The following is a 16,687-nucleotide window of genomic DNA, read 5'->3' on the forward strand; positions in this document are numbered from 1 at the left end:
GCTAGAGCTGGGCCAGCACCTGGGCTGGTTTGTTGGTGGTGATCTCGTGAATGCCGAGCCCCTGGCACAGGGCCACGTCGTTCTCGGCGTCCACCGTCCACACACGGAACCTGCGGCCCGAGGCGAGCCAGCGCTGAACGGTGCGGGCATGCTGGCGCACGTAGTCGATCCCTGGTCCGGCCATGCCCACCTCGCAGTCGTTGAGGATCCGCTCACCCTCCAGCTGGGCGGCCTTCATCATGTTGGCCACGGCCCCGCCCGTGAACGGCCCAAGGCCCAGCTCTTCCCGGACTTCGGCGACGTTGATGTCATCCAGCAGCTGGCAGATGAACTCCCCGGGTACGGTCTTGCGAAGATGCCGCACCGAGTCCGGGCTGAAACTCATGAATGTGACCCGGATGTTGTCCAGCCGGGACGTCAGGGGGTCCCAGCCTTCCCTGCTCAGAACCTCCAGCACCCGGTCCTCCAGCTTCAGCTGGTACGGGCTGGGATGTTTCAGCTCAATGGCCAGCCCGATGTCCCGCCCGGCGTCCCGGAGAAGGTCGAGCAAGTCAGGCAGCGTCAGGAACTGCTCGGACCGGGCGCCGTACGCTTCGGGAATGTGGACGCCCTTCCACGACGAGAAATCCAGCAGCCGCAGCTCGTCGATGGTCCGTTCGGCCACCGGACCGGTGCCGTCGGAAGTGCGGTCGAGGTTGGCGTCGTGCAGGAGAACCACGTGCTGGTCGCGGGTCAGGTGCACATCACATTCCACGCCGTCGGCTCCGTCGGCCAGGGCCCGGAGATAGGCTGCGCGCGTGTGCTCCGCAAAGTCCGCGCTGGCACCCCGGTGGGCATAGACCAGGGGACGGGCTGGGGCTGAGTCCTCGATCGTCATGCTGACACGTTAGCGGACAGCCGCTACGGAAGCGGGGCTAGGCTGGGCACATGCAGGTGAACTCTGAGCCAACCACCCAGCCCGCAGCGCCTCCCGCGGGACCGCAGGCGCCCTACCGCCCGGCGCAGGTGCGTGCCGCCGTCGCGCATCGGCAGCTCAGCGCCGGCGACGCCGAAAAGGCGGCCGCCCTCCGGAAAATGAAGCTCCTGGCGCTTTGCCTGCTCATCGCCATGGCCGTGGTGTTCGTCGTCGCCTTCGCCCTGCAGAAGCAGTACCCCTGGCTGGAATACGTCCGGGCCGCGGCCGAAGGCGGGATGGTGGGCGCCCTGGCCGACTGGTTCGCGGTGACGGCGCTGTTCAAGTACCCCATGGGCCTGAAAATCCCGCACACCGCCATCATTCCGCGCCGCAAGGACCAGATCGGGGCGTCGCTGGGAGATTTCGTGGAGACCAACTTCCTCTCGGAGCAGGTGGTCCAGGAGAAGCTGGCCAGCCTGAACATTTCCGGCCGGGCGGGCCAGTGGCTCTCCGGTCCGGGCGGCGCCCAGCGGGTGGCCAAGGAAGGTGCCGCCGTCATCCGCGGCGCGTTCAAAGTGCTGAACGACGACGACGTCCAGGCAGTGATCGAGGGCATGGTCCGGAAGCATCTGCTCACGCCGCCGTGGGGGCCGCCGGTGGGCAGGATGGCAGAGCGGATCTTCGCCGAAGGGCACCACCACCAGCTCGTTGACCTGCTGGTGGACCGCGCTGCCGACTGGGTGGCTGCCAACCATGAAACCGTCAACCGGCTGGTAACGGACCGCTCGCCGCAGTGGGTTCCCAGCTTCGTGGACGGCCTGGTGGGAGACAAGGTCTACGTCGAGCTGCTGAAGTTCACGCGCGCGGTCCAGACTGACCCGCAGCACCAGGTCCGGCTGTCCATCGACAAATACCTCACCGACCTGGCCCAGGACCTGCAGCACGATCCGGCCATGATCGCCCGCGCGGAAAGCATCAAGGCCCAGGTCCTCGGCGACCCGGAGGTCCGCGAACTGGCCTCCCGGACCTGGGCCACCATCAAGAACGCGCTGCTCACCGCCGTCGACGATCCGGACAGCGAGCTGACCGTGAAGTTCAAGGCCGCCGTCCGCGACTTCGGCGCCCGGCTGGTCAACGACGACGAACTGGCCGGCAAGGTCAACGCGTGGATCGGTGATGCCGCGGGCTACCTGGTGCGCACCTACCGTTCCGACATCGCCGGGGTGATCACCGACACCGTGGCGCGCTGGGATGCCGAGGAGACGTCGCAGAAGATCGAACTCCAGGTGGGCAAGGACCTGCAGTTCATCCGGATCAACGGCACGGTGGTGGGGTCCCTGGCCGGGCTCGCGATCTTCACGGTTGCGCACCTGACCTTCGGCTGACCCCTCAGCCGGAAGACCCTTGACAGGCCGGACCGCCGGGGCCACGTTGGTGTCTACAACGCCACCTGGTCTCCTGCCGGGCCGTCGCGGGCTGGCGCGATCCGGCACCGCGGCGTTGGTTCCGCAGCGTCCGGAATGAGGTGCCATGAGCCGCGATCCTTGTCCCTCCCCTGTCGGACCAACGTTGTTGCGGCGCGCCCGGCGGAGATCGCCAGCCCGGAACACAGGCCGGCTGTTGTGCCTCCTGCTGCTGACCGCGGCGCTTTCTGCACAGTTCCTCCCGGCCGCCGGCGCCGGCTCCGATCCCGACGGCGGCTACCGGCCCGGCAGTCCCGGCCTCGGCGATCCGTACTATCCGCTGGACGGCAACGGCGGTTACGACGTCGGCCACTACCTGCTTGACCTCAGCTACGACCCCGCGACCAACGGCCTGGCCGGTTCCGCCACGATCAGCGCCCAGGCAACGCAGAACCTTTCGGCGTTCAACCTGGATCTGGACGGCCTCACGGTCCGCTCCGTCAAGGTTGACGGCGAGGCGGCCGCGTTCAGCCGCAGCGGCACGGAACTCACGGTGACACCGCGCCATGGCCTCAAGGACGGACGGGAGTTCGAGACCGTCGTGGCGTATGACGGCGTGCCAAAGACCCTGACCGCCCAGTTCGGCACCTCCGGGTTCATCCACACCGACGACGGCGCCCTCGTGATCGGGCAGCCCCATGTGGCCGCAACGTGGTTCCCCGCCAACGACCACCCGTCGGACAAGGCCTCCTTCACGTTCCGGATCACGGTTCCGCAGGGGCTGCAGGCGGTGGCAAACGGTGTCCTCCGCGAACAGGAGACGGAATCTGCGCAGGGCCGGGGACAGGGCCGGACAACCTGGGTCTGGAACGCGGACGAGCCGATGGCCACCTACCTTGCGACGGCGAGCGTCGGCCAGTTCCGGCTCAATGCCTACCGGGACGGCCGGATCAGCTACGTGGATGCCATCGATCCCGACCTCTTCACCCCGGTGGTGACGCCGCGGACCGGCGCGAACTTCGCGTGGTCGCACGCCGGCACGGGTTCATACACGCGCCTAACCAGGACCATCCGCGTTCCGCAGGCCGGCACCCGGCTCTCGTTCTGGCTCACGCGGAACATCGAAGCGGGGCGGGACTTCACCTTTGTGGAGGCGCGCACGCCGGGGGCCGCGGACTGGACCACGCTGCCGGATACGAACGGCCACACGTCCGCTGACACGGGCCGGTCCTGCACCAGCCTGCTGGCGCTCCACCCGTTCCTGAAGCACTACCAGACGCCCGGCAGCAAGGGACTGTGCGCGCCCACAGGCAGTTCGGGTAAGTGGTGGGCGGCCACCGGGCAGGGCACGGGCTGGGAGCCGTGGTCCATCAACCTTGCCGGCTTCGCCGGGAAAAGCGTGGAAGTCTCGCTCACCTATGTCAGCGATGACGCCATCCCCTTCGACGGCGTGTCCCTGGATGACATCACCGGCCCGGCCGGGGAAGGCTCCACGTCCTTCGAGACGGACGGCAACACCATGGACGGCTGGACCGCCACGGGCCCTCCTTCCGGCAGTCCCCCCAGCGCAGGCCGCTGGACCGCCGGGACGCAGGGGCCGCCGTCGCTCGGCGACAAAGTCCAGGCGTCCTTCAAGAGGCAGCCGGAGATCATCAGGTTCCTGGCCGGGTTCCTGGGTCCGTACCCGTTCAAGGCCGCCGGAGGAATCGTGGATGACGTGAGGAACCTCGGTTTTGCGCTGGAGAACCAGACCAGGCCCATCTATTCCCGGCTCTTCTTCGCCACGCCGAAGGGCGGCGACTCGGTGGTGGTCCACGAGCTGGCACACCAGTGGGTGGGCGATGACCTGTCGGTGAAGGAGTGGCGGGACATCTGGCTCAATGAAGGATTCGCCACCTACGCGGAGTGGCTGTGGAGCGAGAAGGAAGGACGGGAAACTCCGCAGCAGCTGTTCGATTTCTATGCCGCCGCGATACCCGCGAAAGCACCGTTCTGGTCGGTCAGGATCGGCGATCCCGGAACGGCCGCCCTCCTCGACTTTGCCGTCTATGCGCGCGGCGCCATGACGCTGCACGCGCTTCGAACGCGCGTGGGTGATGAGGTGTTCTTCGACATCCTGAAGGAGTGGACGGATTCCCACGCCGGCGGCAACGTCTCCAGCGCGGACTTCATGGAACTGGCACAGGAGCGTTCCGGCCAGGATCTGGCCGGCTTCTTCAACACCTGGCTTTTCACGCCGTCCAAGCCGGCAGGGCTGGACGCCGCTGCACGCAAGTCCGCATCCCTCGCCGTCAGCCCGCCGGAGACTGCACGGTTCCTGGAGCAGCGGGTCCAGGCCGGAGTCAGGCCCCGATAGCGCCGAGGAAACGGATCCGCTGGCCGGGCCGTGCCTGGCCGAGGAGATCCAGGTCAGCCCGCCGCACGACGGCGATCACGGGGTAGCCGCCCGTCACCGGGTGGTCTGCCAGGAACACGGTGGGAAGGCCCGACGGCGGCACCTGCAGCGCGCCGAGCACGGCACCTTCGCTGGGCAGCTCTTCCGTCCGGTTCTGGCGGAGGGGCCTGCCCAGCAGCCGCGCCCCGATCCGGTTGGATTCCGGCGACATCGTCCAGAACTGGCCGGTGAGCCGGCGGAGGGACGCGTCGTCGAACCAGTCGGCTCTGGGGCCCCGGTCCACCCGCAGGGCGATGGGACTGTCAGGGTCCGGCGCGCGGCGGAAAACACGGCGGAAGACCTCGGGCGCCGGGATCTGCGCCGTTGGAGTGGCCGCCGCGCCTGGACCGTTCACGGCGCCTGGACTACCCGCGGTGCCGTTGCCGCGCGCCAGGGCGAGGGTGTCCCCCGCCTTCAAGGGCGGCGGCCCCTCGCCGGAGAGCAGGTCGGCACTGCACGAACCCAGAAGCTCCGGGGCGGCGATGCCGCCGGACACCGCCAGGTAGTAGCGGATCCCGAACGCCGGTGGGGCGAATGCCATGACCGCTCCCGGCGGAACCCGGACGGCCTGGTATGGGTCAATGTCAGTGCCGTTGACAGTGACTCTTCCCTCGGCCCCCGTCACGGCCACGCTGGCTCCGGTGACGAACCGCAGGCGGAGTCCGCCCAGCAGCACCTCAAGTCCCGCCGCTCCGGGCGCGTTGCCCAGCAGGGCATTGGCCAGCATCAGTGATTTTCTGTCCAGCGCACCCGAGGGGCTCAGTCCCAGGTGGGCCGACCCGCGCCGGCCCAGGTCCTCGATGAGCGTCAGCGGGCCCGGGGCCATCACCACGATGCCCATCAGGCCTCCCTGAACCGCACGGTGTCACCCGGCCGGATCAGCGCGGGTTCCGGCCGGGCCGAGTCCCAAAGCACCGCCGTCGTGGTTCCGATCAGCTGCCAGCCACCCGGGGAGGAGCGCGGATACACACCGCTGAACTCGCCGGCGAGCCCCACGGCCCCGGCCGGCACTGCGGTCCGCGGCGTGCTGCGGCGGGGCACGGTCAGCTGGTCGCCGTCCGTGACGAGGTAGACGAAGCCGGGCGCGAACCCCGCGAACGCCGCCGTCCAGTGCGCGCCGGTATGGCGCCTCACGACGTCGGCCTCGGTGATCCGGAGAAGTCGCGCCACCTCGGCCAGGTCCTGGCCGCCGTACGCGACCGGGATTTCCACGGTCCGCCCGGACTCAGCGGCGCCGTGGTCCGGCTCAGCCGCGGAAAGCCAGGCCAGGACGTCCGACGGCGCCAGCGCGTCGGGGTCGAAGGTCACCAGCACGGTCCGCGCAGCCGGCACGACGTCCACGACGCCCTGCGGACGGCCCGCACTTCCGGCGCCGATGAGACCGCGGTAGAACGCGATGACGGCCGCCAGGTCCGGCAGCTCCACGAGGAAGGCGCTGTCGCCATAGGGCACCACGGCGGGCAGCTCAGGCGAAGGGCTCAAGCTCCACACCAGCTTCTTGGAGGCCCGCCCGAACGGCGGCCGCCATGCCCACGGCGCCCGGCGTATCGCCATGGATGCACAGCGAATCAGGGTCCACGCGCACCACCGAACCGTCCACGGCCACCACCTCGCCCTTCAACGCGAGGCGGACGGCCCGCTCCACGATCGGTCCGACGTCGTGCAGCACGGCGCCGGCCTGCGAGCGCGGCACCAGGGTGCCGTCGGGCAGGTAGGCGCGGTCCACGAAAGCCTCGCGGAACACAGGGTGGCCCGCTTCCTCGGCGTGCTTCAGCAGCTCCGAACCCGGCAGGCCCAGGACCGGCAGGCCCGGATCGTACGCGTGAATGGCGGCCACGATTGCCGAGGCCTGCTCGGCGTCGTGGAACGCCCGGTTGTACAGGGCGCCGTGCGGCTTGACGTAGTCCACGGATGCGCCCACAGCATGTGCCACTCCGTCGAGCGCACCCAGCTGATACAGGACATCGCCGAACAGCTCGTCAAAGGACATGTCCAGGGAACGCCGTCCGAATCCCGCGAGGTCATGGTAGCCGACGTGCGCCCCGACCGTGACATCGAGCTCGAAGGCGGCACGGCAGCTGTCCAGCATGGTGACCGGATCCCCGGCATGGAAACCGCACGCCACGTTGGCGCTGGTGACGATCTGGAACATCGCGGCGTCATCGCCCATAGTCCACGAGCCGAAGGACTCCCCCAGATCAGCGTTCAGATCCACCGTTGCCGCCTTCCGGCGCACGGTTCAGCGTCGCGCCTGCTGTTGATTCTGCTGTTTCCGCCGTTGCCTTCAGTTCCCCGGGAATGGTGTCCGGCAGCGGGCCGAACGCCTCCTTGGCATTGGCCACGACCGCACGGCCCATCATGAGGTTGCCGGCACCGCCCACCACAGCGCCGATGCCGAACGGCAGCGCCCGCCCGAACAGTGCCGTGCCCTGCCGCCTCAGCAGGCTCCGAAGGAAGACTTTCTGGACGTGCTCGCGAATGGAGCCGAACCCCGATGACGGCATCTTGCGGGCCAGGACATTTCCCCAGGCCTGAGTGGCGCCCTTCCCCTGCCCCAGGGCCTGGCCGCTCAGCGACCCGAGCAGCGCGGTCCCTTCCTCACCCAGCATCACTGCCATGACCATGGTGCTGGCTTTGTCCGGATCCGTCATCCGGATGCCGTGCAGCTCGGCCAGCGCCGTCGCATAGACCGCCGTCGCCTCGAGGAAGGCCACGGTGGCTGCGGCGGAGAGGCCGAGCGAGGCGATGGTTCCTACCCCCGGGACCACGGCCGTGGCGCCCACCAAGGCGCCTCCGCCGGTGACCGCGGCGAGGTAGTCGCGTTCCATTCTCGTCGCCAGCTGGGCGGCGGAAGCGTGCGGGAAGCGGCGCTGGAGGCGGCGGATGTACGACAGTACGAGCGGGCGCTGGATATCTACCGCGCGAAGCAGCAGATTGTGGACCCCTGGTTTGGGGTTGCCGTGGGCATCGAACACTGCATTGTGTGCTGTTTCCTGCGCGATTCTCACCGCCGGATTGCGTCGCCTGGCCATCGTCACCCCTGCCTCGATACAGCCAACAGCCGGTTGCTGTCGTCTAGCCTTAACACTAGGCCACGGCCCCTGACGCCATGGCCCGGGAGCATGCCACCAGGCAGCAGCTAGATCGCCCAGGACTCGGCCACGGCCATGTACGCGGAGGAGGACGGCCCGCGCGGCCCCGGATACACCGTGGGCGCCCCCGGCCATTCCACCCCGAATTCGGTCAGCCTGCCCGTGCCGCATGGCAGGTAGACATTGCTCAGCGCGGCGCTGGCAGGCCCGAGCTGGAAGCCCGGCGCGGCAAACTGCCGCCGGTCCAGCACCCCGGAGAGCTCGAGCGACGCGCGGCGCCCCGTGGCAGTGAATCCGCGCTCAAGGTCCAGTTTGACGTCGAAGGCGTCGTCGGTATGGCTGATCGCGCCCAGCGGAAAGCGCGCGGCCTCCGGGAAGAAGCGGGTCAGTTCGGAGGCAAGGGTTGCGGCGAAGAACTCGCTGGATCCGTAGCTGCGCCAGCCCTGGAGTGTGGCCACGAGCAGTGCGGTCCCTGTCCCCCACTTGGACCAGTCGGCCATCCAGAACGATGCGAAGCAGCTGGCGGGCTCGCCGGGAACGTGGGTGCCTTTCCGGTCCACGGGGTGCAGGGCAAGGCCGCAATTGGCACCGATGAGCGCCACGCTGCGCCGCCGCGGTCCGGCGGGTATGTTCCCCATGCCAAGAGCCTATCCCGGCCCGCACGTTCCCCCGGGCACTGGCTCGGTTTAAGATTGCCCTGTGCCACTCCCCCGAGCCCTGCGTCCGTTTGCCCACCGCGAATACCGGGTGCTGATCGGTGCGCTTGCCGTGTCCATCTTCGGTTCGGGCATGTGGGCCGTGGCCATGGTTTACCAGGTCATCCACATCGGCGGCGGCCCGCTTGAACTGTCCCTCGTGGCCACGGCCGGAAGCGTCGGGCTGGTGGCGTTTGTCCTTGCCGGCGGGATCGCGGCGGACCGTGTTCCGCAGCGCCTGCTGATCATCGCTGTGGAGGGCACCAATCTCGCTGTCATCGCCGGCATCAGCGGGCTGGCGATGGCGGGCTGGCTGCAACTCTGGCACCTGGCGGCCGGCGCGTTCGTGCTGGGCGTGGGCGCGGCGTTCTTCTTCCCGGCGTACTCCGCGATCCTGCCCAGGATCCTGCCTGCGGAGGATCTGCTGGCGGCCAACGGCATGGAGGGGAGCATGCGGCCCATCCTGCAGCAGGCGGCGGGACCGGCGGTGGCAGGCATCGTCGTGGCCGCGCTGTCGCCGTCCCACGCCGTGACAGGCGTGGCCATGTGCCACCTGCTGGCCTTCATCATCCTGAATTTCCTCGGCCAGCACGCGCTGGATGCCCCGGCCAACGGCGCCGACCATGGATCACCCGCCGGGCCCGCAGACAGCCACACCGCAGAACCGCCAGCCAGGAAATCGTTCTTCCACGACCTTCGCGAGGGAGTCAGCTACACGCTCCGCACGCCGTGGTTGCTCTGGACGCTGCTGTGGGCCTGCATCTCCGTGTTGTTCCTGATCGGGCCAATCGAGGTGCTCCTGCCCTTCGTGGTCCGCGACCAGCTGGGCGGGGACGCCAGGATGTTCGGCTTCCTGCTCGCCGTGATGGGAATCGGCAGTGCCGCAGCCTCGCTCGTCACCGCTTCCTTCAGGCTCCCCCGGCGGTACCTGACCGTGATGATGGTGTCCTGGGGCGCCGGCAGCCTGCCGCTGGCAGCCGTGGGGATCATTGACAGTTTCTGGATGTTGGCCCTGGCGCTTTTCATTTTCGGCGCCACGGGCAGCGTGGGCATGGTCATCTGGGGGACGCTGCTGCAGCGGCGAGTGCCCGCGCACCTGCTGGGACGCGTCTCAAGCCTGGACTTCTTTGTGTCGCTGGCCCTCATGCCGGTGTCGATGGCCCTGGCGGGCCCCGCGGCGGCAGTGCTCCCCATCTCGCTCATCTTCCTGGTGGCCGGAGGCGTCTGCCCCGTCATGGCGGTCGTGGCGATGGCCGTGGCCGGGATGCCCTCGGACGAAATCGCCCATCCGCTGGACCGCCGTCCCAGCCTCTCCGCGGACGCCGAAGCCAGCCGGTAGCTCATCCGCCTCAGCACAAACTGATGGCCGGTTACCCAGACGGGTAACCGGCCATCAGCGGCGTTACGTGAACGGCTAGGCGCGGGCGCGCACCACGGGGAGGCTCGCCGTCGGCGGCCCGCTCGGGAAGATCGACGGTTCAGGAACCTCAACGGGGTCCAACGCCACCCGGACGGGATCGGCGCCGACGGACCAGACTTCGCCCCGAACGTCGACCTCCAGCATTTCGCCGTCGAGGACGCTCAGCGTGATGGCGGCCGGATCCAGGTCCACGAGGAGCAGCCGCCCCTGGAGCTTCAGGTGGAAGGATAGGCTGTCCCATTCCTCGGGAAGCCGCGGGTCGAAGTAGGGCACAGCACCCTGGTCCCGGAGCCCGGCGAAGCCGCAGACCAGCGAGCTCCACACGCCGCCGGTCGAAGCGATGTGCACGCCGTCGATCGTGTTGCCGTGGGAGTCGTCCAGGTCGATGAACACGGCGTTCGTGAAGTGTTCCAGGGCCGCCTTGCGGTATCCCACTTCGGCGGCCATGATCCCCTGGACGCACGCGGACAGCGTTGAGTCGCCGGTGGTGATGGGATCGTAGAAATCGAAGGCGCGGCGCTTCTCCTCGGCGGTGAATTCCTGCCACTGCAGGAACATGGCCAGCACCGTGTCGGCCTGCTTGAGCACCTGGTGCCGGTAGATCACCAGCGGGTGGAAGTTCAGCAGCAGCGGGTACTTGGAGCGGGGCGTTGTCCAGTCCCACGGCTCCAGGGTCATGAAGTCGTTATCCTGCGAGTACACCTGGAAGCGCTCATCGAACGGCAGCTGGATCCGGGCCGCGGCGGCTTCCCACAGCTGCCGCTCGGCGTCGTCGATTTCCGGGTGGTCCAGCGCGGCCGCGGCCCGCAGGTTAAACCGGGCCATGACGTTGGTGTAGAGGTTGTCGTTCACCACGGCCGTGTACTCATCCGGTCCGGTCACGCCGTGGATGTGGAAGAGTCCGTCCTTGCCGAAGAATCCGAGGGACACCCACATCCGGGCGGTCTCGATGAGCAGGTCCGCGCCCATGCCGCCGCGGAACTCGGAGTCGCCGCTCGCCCAGACATACCGGTTGGCGGCGAAGGCGATGGCCGCGGCAATGTGGAACTGCGCCGTGCCGGCTGCGTAGTAGGCACTGGCCTCCAGCCCGTTGATGGTCCGCCAGGGGAACAGCGCGCCGTCCACGCTGAGTTCCTTGGCCCGAATCTTGGCGTCCGGCAGCATCTCGTGGCGGAATTCCAGGACCTGGCGGGCGCCGGCGGGGTTGGTGTAGGTCAGGTACGGCAGGAGGTAGACCTCCTGGTCCCAGAAGTAGTGCCCTTCGTAGCCCGAGCCGCTCACGCCCTTGGCGGGGATGCCCGCAACTCCGGCGCGGGCCGTGGCCTGTGCCAGCTGGAAGAGGTTCCAGCGGATGGCCTGCTGCAGCTCGGGCTGGCCGCCCATCTGGATGTCCGCGGTGGACCAGTAGTCGCGGTAATGGGCTTCGCTTTCGGCAAAGACCTCGCGCACCGGCTTCAGGCCCGCCTCGGCCGCCTCGGCAGGGTCCAGCCCGGCCTGGGCGTCGGCAGCTCCCGGCACGCCGGCGAGCGCACCCCGGGCCACGGCGTAGCTGACGCTCTTCTCGAGCCGGAACGGCTCATCCGCGCCAACGGCCAGCACATAGCGGACGCTGCTGTCGTCCTGGTCCACGATCGTGTCGAAGGGCTGGTGCCCCGCGGACGTCCAGTGGTCCACGGCAACCCCCACGCGCTGCTTGGATTCCGCCGCCTCCCAGGACAGCCGGAGCGAGCCGTCGCCGCCGTCGATCCTGAGGGGAAGCAGGACGCGGCCGGCGTGCCGGCCTGCCCGGCGGGGATCATGCGCGGAGTGGTCGTCCACGGGCTGGTCCTGCCGGTTGATCACGGACGAGGTCACGTCCGCGGAGACGGCGCGGTCCGTGGAAAGCTCCAGGGAAATGCCGAGGCTGCCGCGCGACTCGAACCCTACGGCGCGGCGTTCCACCGTGGTGACCGTGGCACCTGACCGGCACTGCCACACGATGCGGCACTCGTAGATTCCGGTGGCGAAATCCGTGGACCGGCGGTAGTCCAGCACGTTCGATTCAGCGAGAGTGAGCGTTTCGCCGTCGACGATCACCGTGAAGTTGTTGGCGTCCGGGATGTAGAGGATCCGCTGCCCGGTGCGGGCGAAGCCGAAGGCATTTTCCGCGTGCTTGATGTCCCAGATCTCGTGGAATCCGTTGATGAAGCTGCCCGGAAGCTCAGCATCTGCGGCTGCCCAATGGGAGCCTCTGATGCCGAGATGTCCGTTGCCAAGGGCAAAGAGCGTTTCGAGCGTGCCGGCGTTGCCGGGGGCGTGGCTGGTCTCCACGAGCTTCCAGGGATCGTTGGGGAAGCGGACGCGGTCAGCAGTAATGAGTGCCATGAGTGGCGTTCCTTAGGCGGTCGGAGGTGCGGCCAGGGTTGGGGACCTGGCGGGCGGTTCTGCGCTGCTTGGCTAGGACAGTGGGGCTAGAGGAGTTCGTCAAGATCGTTGACCACGAGCGTGGCGCCGGCATCCAGCAGCGTCTGGCGTCCTGCGCCCCGGTCCACGCCGATCACCGAATGGAAGCTGCCGGCGTTTCCTGCCTGCACGCCGGAAACGGCATCCTCGACGACGACGCACTCTTCGCTGGGCAGGTCCAGGAGCCGGGCGGCATAGTCGTAGGTCGCCGGGCTGGGCTTGCCGGGAAGGCCTTCGGCAGCGGCCACGACGCCGTCAACAACCACCGCGAAGTGGACGTCCAGCCCGGCTGCGCGCAGCACCGACGGGGCGTTGCGCGAGGAGGACACGACGGCGACCTTCAGTCCGCGCGCCAGCGCGGCTTCGAGGAAGCGCACCGATCCCGTGTACGGCTCCACGCCGGCACTGACGATGTCGTTGAAGATCTTGTTTTTCCGGTTGCCGAGGCCCTGAACGGTGGCGTGGTCCGGATTGTCGTCGGTGGGACCCTCGGGAAGCGTGATGCCGCGCGATGTCAGGAAGTCCCGGACGCCGTCGAACCTCGGCTTGCCGTCAATGTGGTCGAAGTAGTCGCTCTCGCGGTAGCCGGCCTTGCCGGGCTGGGACTCGAGGTAGCCGTCGAAGAGCTCCTGCCAGGCACGCTCATGGACCACCGCGGTGGGTGTGAGCACGCCGTCAAGGTCGAAGAGGACGGCGGAAGCACCCGTCCAGCTGTTCGGTGTGCTGACGGGACTGGGGTTGGGAAGATCGGTCATGCCTGGTGCGGTGTCCTTTCGGATTGCGGACAGCAGTGGTTGGGGACCATGCGGAAAGGGTTGGTCGCCGGTGACCGTGGGAGCTGATTCTGCGGCTCTTGCCGCTAGTGGCGCGGTGCCTCGACCGTTCGCCGGCTCCGATGGGCCAGCCCGGCTTCAGTGACGGGCTTTGTGGCGTTCAGGTGGCATACACGCGCGGACGCTCTGAGAAACGTCTCATTCCATAATGACGGGACTGAAGCGTCAGGGCAACATAGGGGGCATTCCTTAAAACAGGCATCGCGCAGCCCGGCCCTTTCAAACGCTCTCGTCGTGGGCCGGCGTTCCCGGCCGAAGACGAGTGTAAGCGCTTGCAATTTACCCGGCAACTGTTTTTACCGCCCCGCGTTTCGCCATTTGGCTCAGTTCAGGACGTAGTGGCGGAGGAACGCGCCGACGTCCACCATCTCCGCCTTCGACATCGCATGGCCCATGCCGGGATATGTCCGCGCGGTCAGCCGGGTATGGGCATCCAGCCACTCCGCGGTGTAGGCGGTGGCGTCCTCGTTGATGACCAGATCGGCCTTGTCCCTGCCCCAGAAAAACGGCGGCGGGACGTCAAAGGATTCGCTGAGCGCCAGCAGATCGTTGTCCAGGACAAAACCGGAAAGCCCGACGACGGCGGGAAAGCCCCGCGGCCGCAGCCGCAGCAGCGTGCTCGCCATCGCCATGCCCTGCGAATACCCCAGCAGGCTCACGCTGCTGTGCGCCCCTTTGACCGAATCGATCCAGGAAAAGACCGAGTTGGCGGCCGCGATGACGTCGGCAAAATCGTTCGCCAGGAAGTAGTCCAGCAGGAACCACCCGTAGCCGTCAGCGACCGGCATGGGCGCGCGCAGCGCGGCGCACGTGAATTCGGACGGGAGGTGGCCGAACAGATTCACCATCCGGGACTCGTCCGTACCGTAGCCGTGCATCATGACCAGCAGCGGCGTGCCGGCGCGCTCATTTTCCGGCTTTGACCAAACGACTGTCTCCATCGGAACAGCCTAGCGAGTCAGCACGGATCGATCCCGGGCTGACCTGCGCAGATGATTGAAACAGGGGTTACCGCGATGTAGCCTGACGCTTGACAGCATGCTTAGCAATTGACGCATGACAGGCCGTACTTACCAAGTTGCGGGAAGTCCGCGAACGCAAGGAGCAAGCCATGAGAATCGGTTCAGCCATCTTCCTGATCGCCATCGGCGCCATCCTGGCCTGGGCCATCACCCCGGGGCTCATCCCGAATGTCGACCAGACGCTGATCGGCTACATCCTCATGGCGGTGGGCGTGATCGGGCTGATCGCCTCCCTCATCCTGGCGTCCCCCGGACGGAGCCGCCGCATCAGCGAAACGCGCTCGGTAGTGGACCCCAACCCCGGCGAGCGGATCACCCGCAACGAAAGCCGTGACGGCGGACTCTGACGGCGGACTCCAGGGTCGCGCAGGAGGAACACCGCGCCGCGGAACGGCCGACCGGCCGGCCGTGGACCCCCAGATCAACACCGGACTGCCGGGCCAGACCTCCGGGTCCGGCCCGGCATTTTGGTTTCATGTTGTTTTTCATTGACAAACCAACATGAACGAAGATAAAGTCAAGTAATTGCAGATCATGTGACCACAGTCACGGATCAGGCAATCTCTGACCGGCAATCACTGCCCAGGCAGTGACGGATCGGTTTGCAGTAGTTACGCAGTGCAGGACTTACGCAATGGAGGGTATGTGTTCGCTGAGGAGCGTCAGCAGCAGATCGCCGGGCTCGTGGCAGCCAGCGGCCGCGCCAGCGTCACCGATCTCGCCGAGCGCTTCCGGATCACCACCGAAACCGTCCGCCGCGACCTTGCCGCCCTCGAATCCGCAGGCACGCTGCGCCGCGTGCATGGCGGGGCGGTCTCCGCTGACCGCTTCAGCACCACCGAGGAAAGCATCCTCGAGCGGACCATCCAGCGACAGGCCCAGAAACTCCGCATCGCCGAGGCCGCCCTCAAGTTCCTTCCGCAGGGCCCGTCCGGCAGCATCCTCCTGGACGCCGGCTCCACCACCGAGGTCCTGGCGGACCTCCTCGCCCGCCGCAGTGCCGGCGGAACCGGCTCCCAGGGTGCGGACGGCGAAAGGGAACTGGTGGTCATCACGCACGCCATTCCCATCGCCGCGAAACTTGCCAGCACACCCGGAATAGCCCTGGAGGTCCTCGGCGGCCGGGTGCGGGGACTCACCCAGGCGGCCGTCGGGCAGGCGACCGTGGACGCAGCGCACAAGCTCCGGCCGGACATCGCCTTCGTGGGAACCAACGGCATCCACGCGAGCTTCGGCCTCAGCACTCCCGATCCTGAAGAAGCCGCCGTCAAGGCTGCCTTCGTCCACTCGGCCCGCCGCATCGTGGTGCTGGCCGACTCGTCCAAGCTGGACGCGGAAACGCTCGTCCAGTTCGCCTCCTTGAAAGATCTGGACACCGTGATCACTGACCGCAAACCCAGTTCCGAACTAGCGGCCGCCCTCGCCGAGGCCGGCGTCGAGGTGGTGATCGCATGATTGTCACCCTCACCGCAAATCCCAGCCTTGACCGGACGGTGGCGCTGCCTGGCCCCCTTGAACGCGGCGAGGTGCAGCGCGCAGTCTCCGTCCGCCAGGAACCCGGCGGCAAAGGCGTCAATGTCTCCCGCGCCCTCGTGGCGTCCGGGCTGGAGACCCTGGCTGTACTTCCGGGCGGAGAGTCAGATCCCGTCCTTGCGGGCCTGCGGGATGCCAAGGTGCCTTTCGCGGCGCTGCCCATCCATGAGCCGCTGCGCACCAATGTGGCGCTCACCGAGCCCGGGGGCGTCACCACCAAGATCAACGAGCCTGGACCGGTCCTCAGCGAAGAGGCGCAGGAGGCTCTCATCGACCTCCTCCTGGAGCGCTCGCAAGGCGCCAGCTGGGTGGTCCTCGCAGGTTCCCTGCCGCCCGGGGTTCCGGCCGATTTCTACGCCACCGTCACGCGGAGGCTCCGCTCCCCCGGCTCCGGCACCAGCGTTCCGCAAATCGCCGTCGATTCCTCCGGGGCCCCGCTCGCCGCGGCGATCGCGGGCGAAGCGTCAGGAACAGTGTCCGGGAAACCGGATCTGCTCAAACCCAATGCCGAGGAGCTTGCGGAACTCGCCGCCGCAGCAGGTTTCGCCTCGGTGAGCACGGCTGAGGAACTCGAAGCGGATCCGGAGGCCGCCGCGGCGGCCGCTGCCGCCGTCGTGCGTTCCGGTGTGGGGGCCGTGTTGGCAACGCTCGGTTCGAAGGGCGCTGTCCTTGTAACGGCCGACGGCGCGTGGCTGGCCACGCATCCGCCGGTCACCGCGGTCAGCACGGTCGGCGCGGGCGATTCGTCGCTGGCCGGATATCTGCTCGCCGCCAGCCAGGGCGCCGCCCCGGCTGACTGCCTCCGTCAAGCTGTGGCCCATGGTGCCGCAGCCGCTTCCCTGCCGGGCTCCACAGTCCCGGCAGTCCACCAAACCACCCCCGAAGCCGTTACCATCACGGCCCTCCGGAAGGATTGAC

15 protein-coding genes are annotated in these 16,687 nt (G+C 68.0%); 6 read left to right on the top strand and 9 right to left on the bottom strand.

Translation table 11 applies throughout. The annotated features are described in order from the left end of the window. Position 1: 1 nt before the first annotated feature. Positions 2 to 877, bottom strand: a complete 876-nt coding sequence (locus ASG92_RS18610) for a glycerophosphodiester phosphodiesterase family protein (protein WP_056631520.1) — start codon at positions 875 to 877, stop codon at positions 2 to 4. Between the two features lie 50 nt (positions 878 to 927). Between ASG92_RS18610 and ASG92_RS18615 the strand changes: the two genes are divergently transcribed. Both ASG92_RS18615 and ASG92_RS29025 read left to right on the top strand, forming a co-directional pair. Further along, positions 928 to 2,280, top strand: a complete 1,353-nt coding sequence (locus tag ASG92_RS18615; RefSeq protein WP_056631523.1) for a DUF445 family protein — start codon at positions 928 to 930, stop codon at positions 2,278 to 2,280. Positions 2,281 to 2,515: 235 nt separating this feature from the next. Continuing rightward, positions 2,516 to 4,654, top strand: coding sequence for a M1 family aminopeptidase (locus tag ASG92_RS29025; protein WP_056631531.1), 2,139 nt, complete (start codon positions 2,516 to 2,518; stop codon positions 4,652 to 4,654). Here the strand turns inward: ASG92_RS29025 and ASG92_RS18625 are convergent. From ASG92_RS18625 to ASG92_RS18645, 5 genes are all read right to left on the bottom strand, one after another. Further along, on the bottom strand, positions 4,641 to 5,573 hold the full coding sequence (locus ASG92_RS18625; RefSeq protein ID WP_082579594.1) for a biotin-dependent carboxyltransferase family protein: 933 nt from the start codon (positions 5,571 to 5,573) through the stop codon (positions 4,641 to 4,643). The two genes, ASG92_RS29025 and ASG92_RS18625, sit on opposite strands and share 14 nt — an antisense overlap. After that, positions 5,573 to 6,214: a 5-oxoprolinase subunit PxpB gene (gene pxpB, locus ASG92_RS18630; protein WP_240987192.1), complete on the bottom strand. Its 642-nt coding sequence runs from the start codon at positions 6,212 to 6,214 to the stop codon at positions 5,573 to 5,575. The genes ASG92_RS18625 and pxpB overlap by 1 nt, the downstream gene beginning before the upstream one ends. Then, a complete protein-coding gene (locus ASG92_RS18635; RefSeq protein WP_056631533.1) occupies positions 6,198 to 6,947 on the bottom strand; it encodes a 5-oxoprolinase subunit PxpA in 750 nt (249 codons plus the stop codon). The genes pxpB and ASG92_RS18635 overlap by 17 nt, the downstream gene beginning before the upstream one ends. Next, positions 6,931 to 7,764 carry a hypothetical protein gene (locus ASG92_RS18640; protein ID WP_056631538.1) on the bottom strand — a complete coding sequence of 278 codons (834 nt, stop codon included), beginning with the start codon at positions 7,762 to 7,764 and terminating at the stop codon, positions 6,931 to 6,933. The genes ASG92_RS18635 and ASG92_RS18640 overlap by 17 nt, the downstream gene beginning before the upstream one ends. 107 nt (positions 7,765 to 7,871) lie before the next feature. Further along, on the bottom strand, positions 7,872 to 8,462 hold the full coding sequence (locus ASG92_RS18645) for a hypothetical protein (protein WP_056631539.1): 591 nt from the start codon (positions 8,460 to 8,462) through the stop codon (positions 7,872 to 7,874). A gap of 61 nt (positions 8,463 to 8,523) precedes the next feature. Here ASG92_RS18645 and ASG92_RS18650 point away from each other — a divergent pair, with 61 nt between their 5' ends. Next, positions 8,524 to 9,858 (top strand): MFS transporter, encoded by a 1,335-nt coding sequence (locus ASG92_RS18650; protein ID WP_056631540.1) that lies wholly within the window; start codon positions 8,524 to 8,526, stop codon positions 9,856 to 9,858. A gap of 75 nt (positions 9,859 to 9,933) precedes the next feature. On the opposite strand, the gene ASG92_RS18655 is transcribed toward ASG92_RS18650, so the two are convergent. The 3 genes from ASG92_RS18655 to ASG92_RS18665 form a co-directional block, all read right to left on the bottom strand. After that, the gene (locus ASG92_RS18655) at positions 9,934 to 12,303 is read right to left on the bottom strand and encodes a glycosyl hydrolase family 65 protein (protein ID WP_056631541.1); all 2,370 of its coding nucleotides are present in this window, start codon (positions 12,301 to 12,303) and stop codon (positions 9,934 to 9,936) included. A gap of 86 nt (positions 12,304 to 12,389) precedes the next feature. Then, positions 12,390 to 13,136 (bottom strand): HAD-IA family hydrolase, encoded by a 747-nt coding sequence (locus ASG92_RS18660; RefSeq protein WP_056631542.1) that lies wholly within the window; start codon positions 13,134 to 13,136, stop codon positions 12,390 to 12,392. Positions 13,137 to 13,537: 401 nt separating this feature from the next. Beyond that, positions 13,538 to 14,155 (bottom strand): phospholipase, encoded by a 618-nt coding sequence (locus ASG92_RS18665; protein ID WP_056631547.1) that lies wholly within the window; start codon positions 14,153 to 14,155, stop codon positions 13,538 to 13,540. Between the two features lie 170 nt (positions 14,156 to 14,325). Here ASG92_RS18665 and ASG92_RS18670 point away from each other — a divergent pair, with 170 nt between their 5' ends. The 3 genes from ASG92_RS18670 (at position 14,326) to ASG92_RS18680 (ending at position 16,686) form a co-directional block, all read left to right on the top strand. Further along, positions 14,326 to 14,583, top strand: a complete 258-nt coding sequence (locus ASG92_RS18670) for a DUF6458 family protein (protein ID WP_056631550.1) — start codon at positions 14,326 to 14,328, stop codon at positions 14,581 to 14,583. Positions 14,584 to 14,881: 298 nt separating this feature from the next. Then, positions 14,882 to 15,691 (top strand): DeoR/GlpR family DNA-binding transcription regulator, encoded by an 810-nt coding sequence (locus tag ASG92_RS18675; protein ID WP_056631555.1) that lies wholly within the window; start codon positions 14,882 to 14,884, stop codon positions 15,689 to 15,691. Then, a complete protein-coding gene (locus tag ASG92_RS18680; protein ID WP_056631558.1) occupies positions 15,688 to 16,686 on the top strand; it encodes a hexose kinase in 999 nt (332 codons plus the stop codon). The genes ASG92_RS18675 and ASG92_RS18680 overlap by 4 nt, the downstream gene beginning before the upstream one ends. Position 16,687 lies beyond the last annotated feature (1 nt).

Source organism: Arthrobacter sp. Soil736, from assembly GCF_001428005.1.
Taxonomy (GTDB): Bacteria; Actinomycetota; Actinomycetes; order Actinomycetales; family Micrococcaceae; genus Arthrobacter.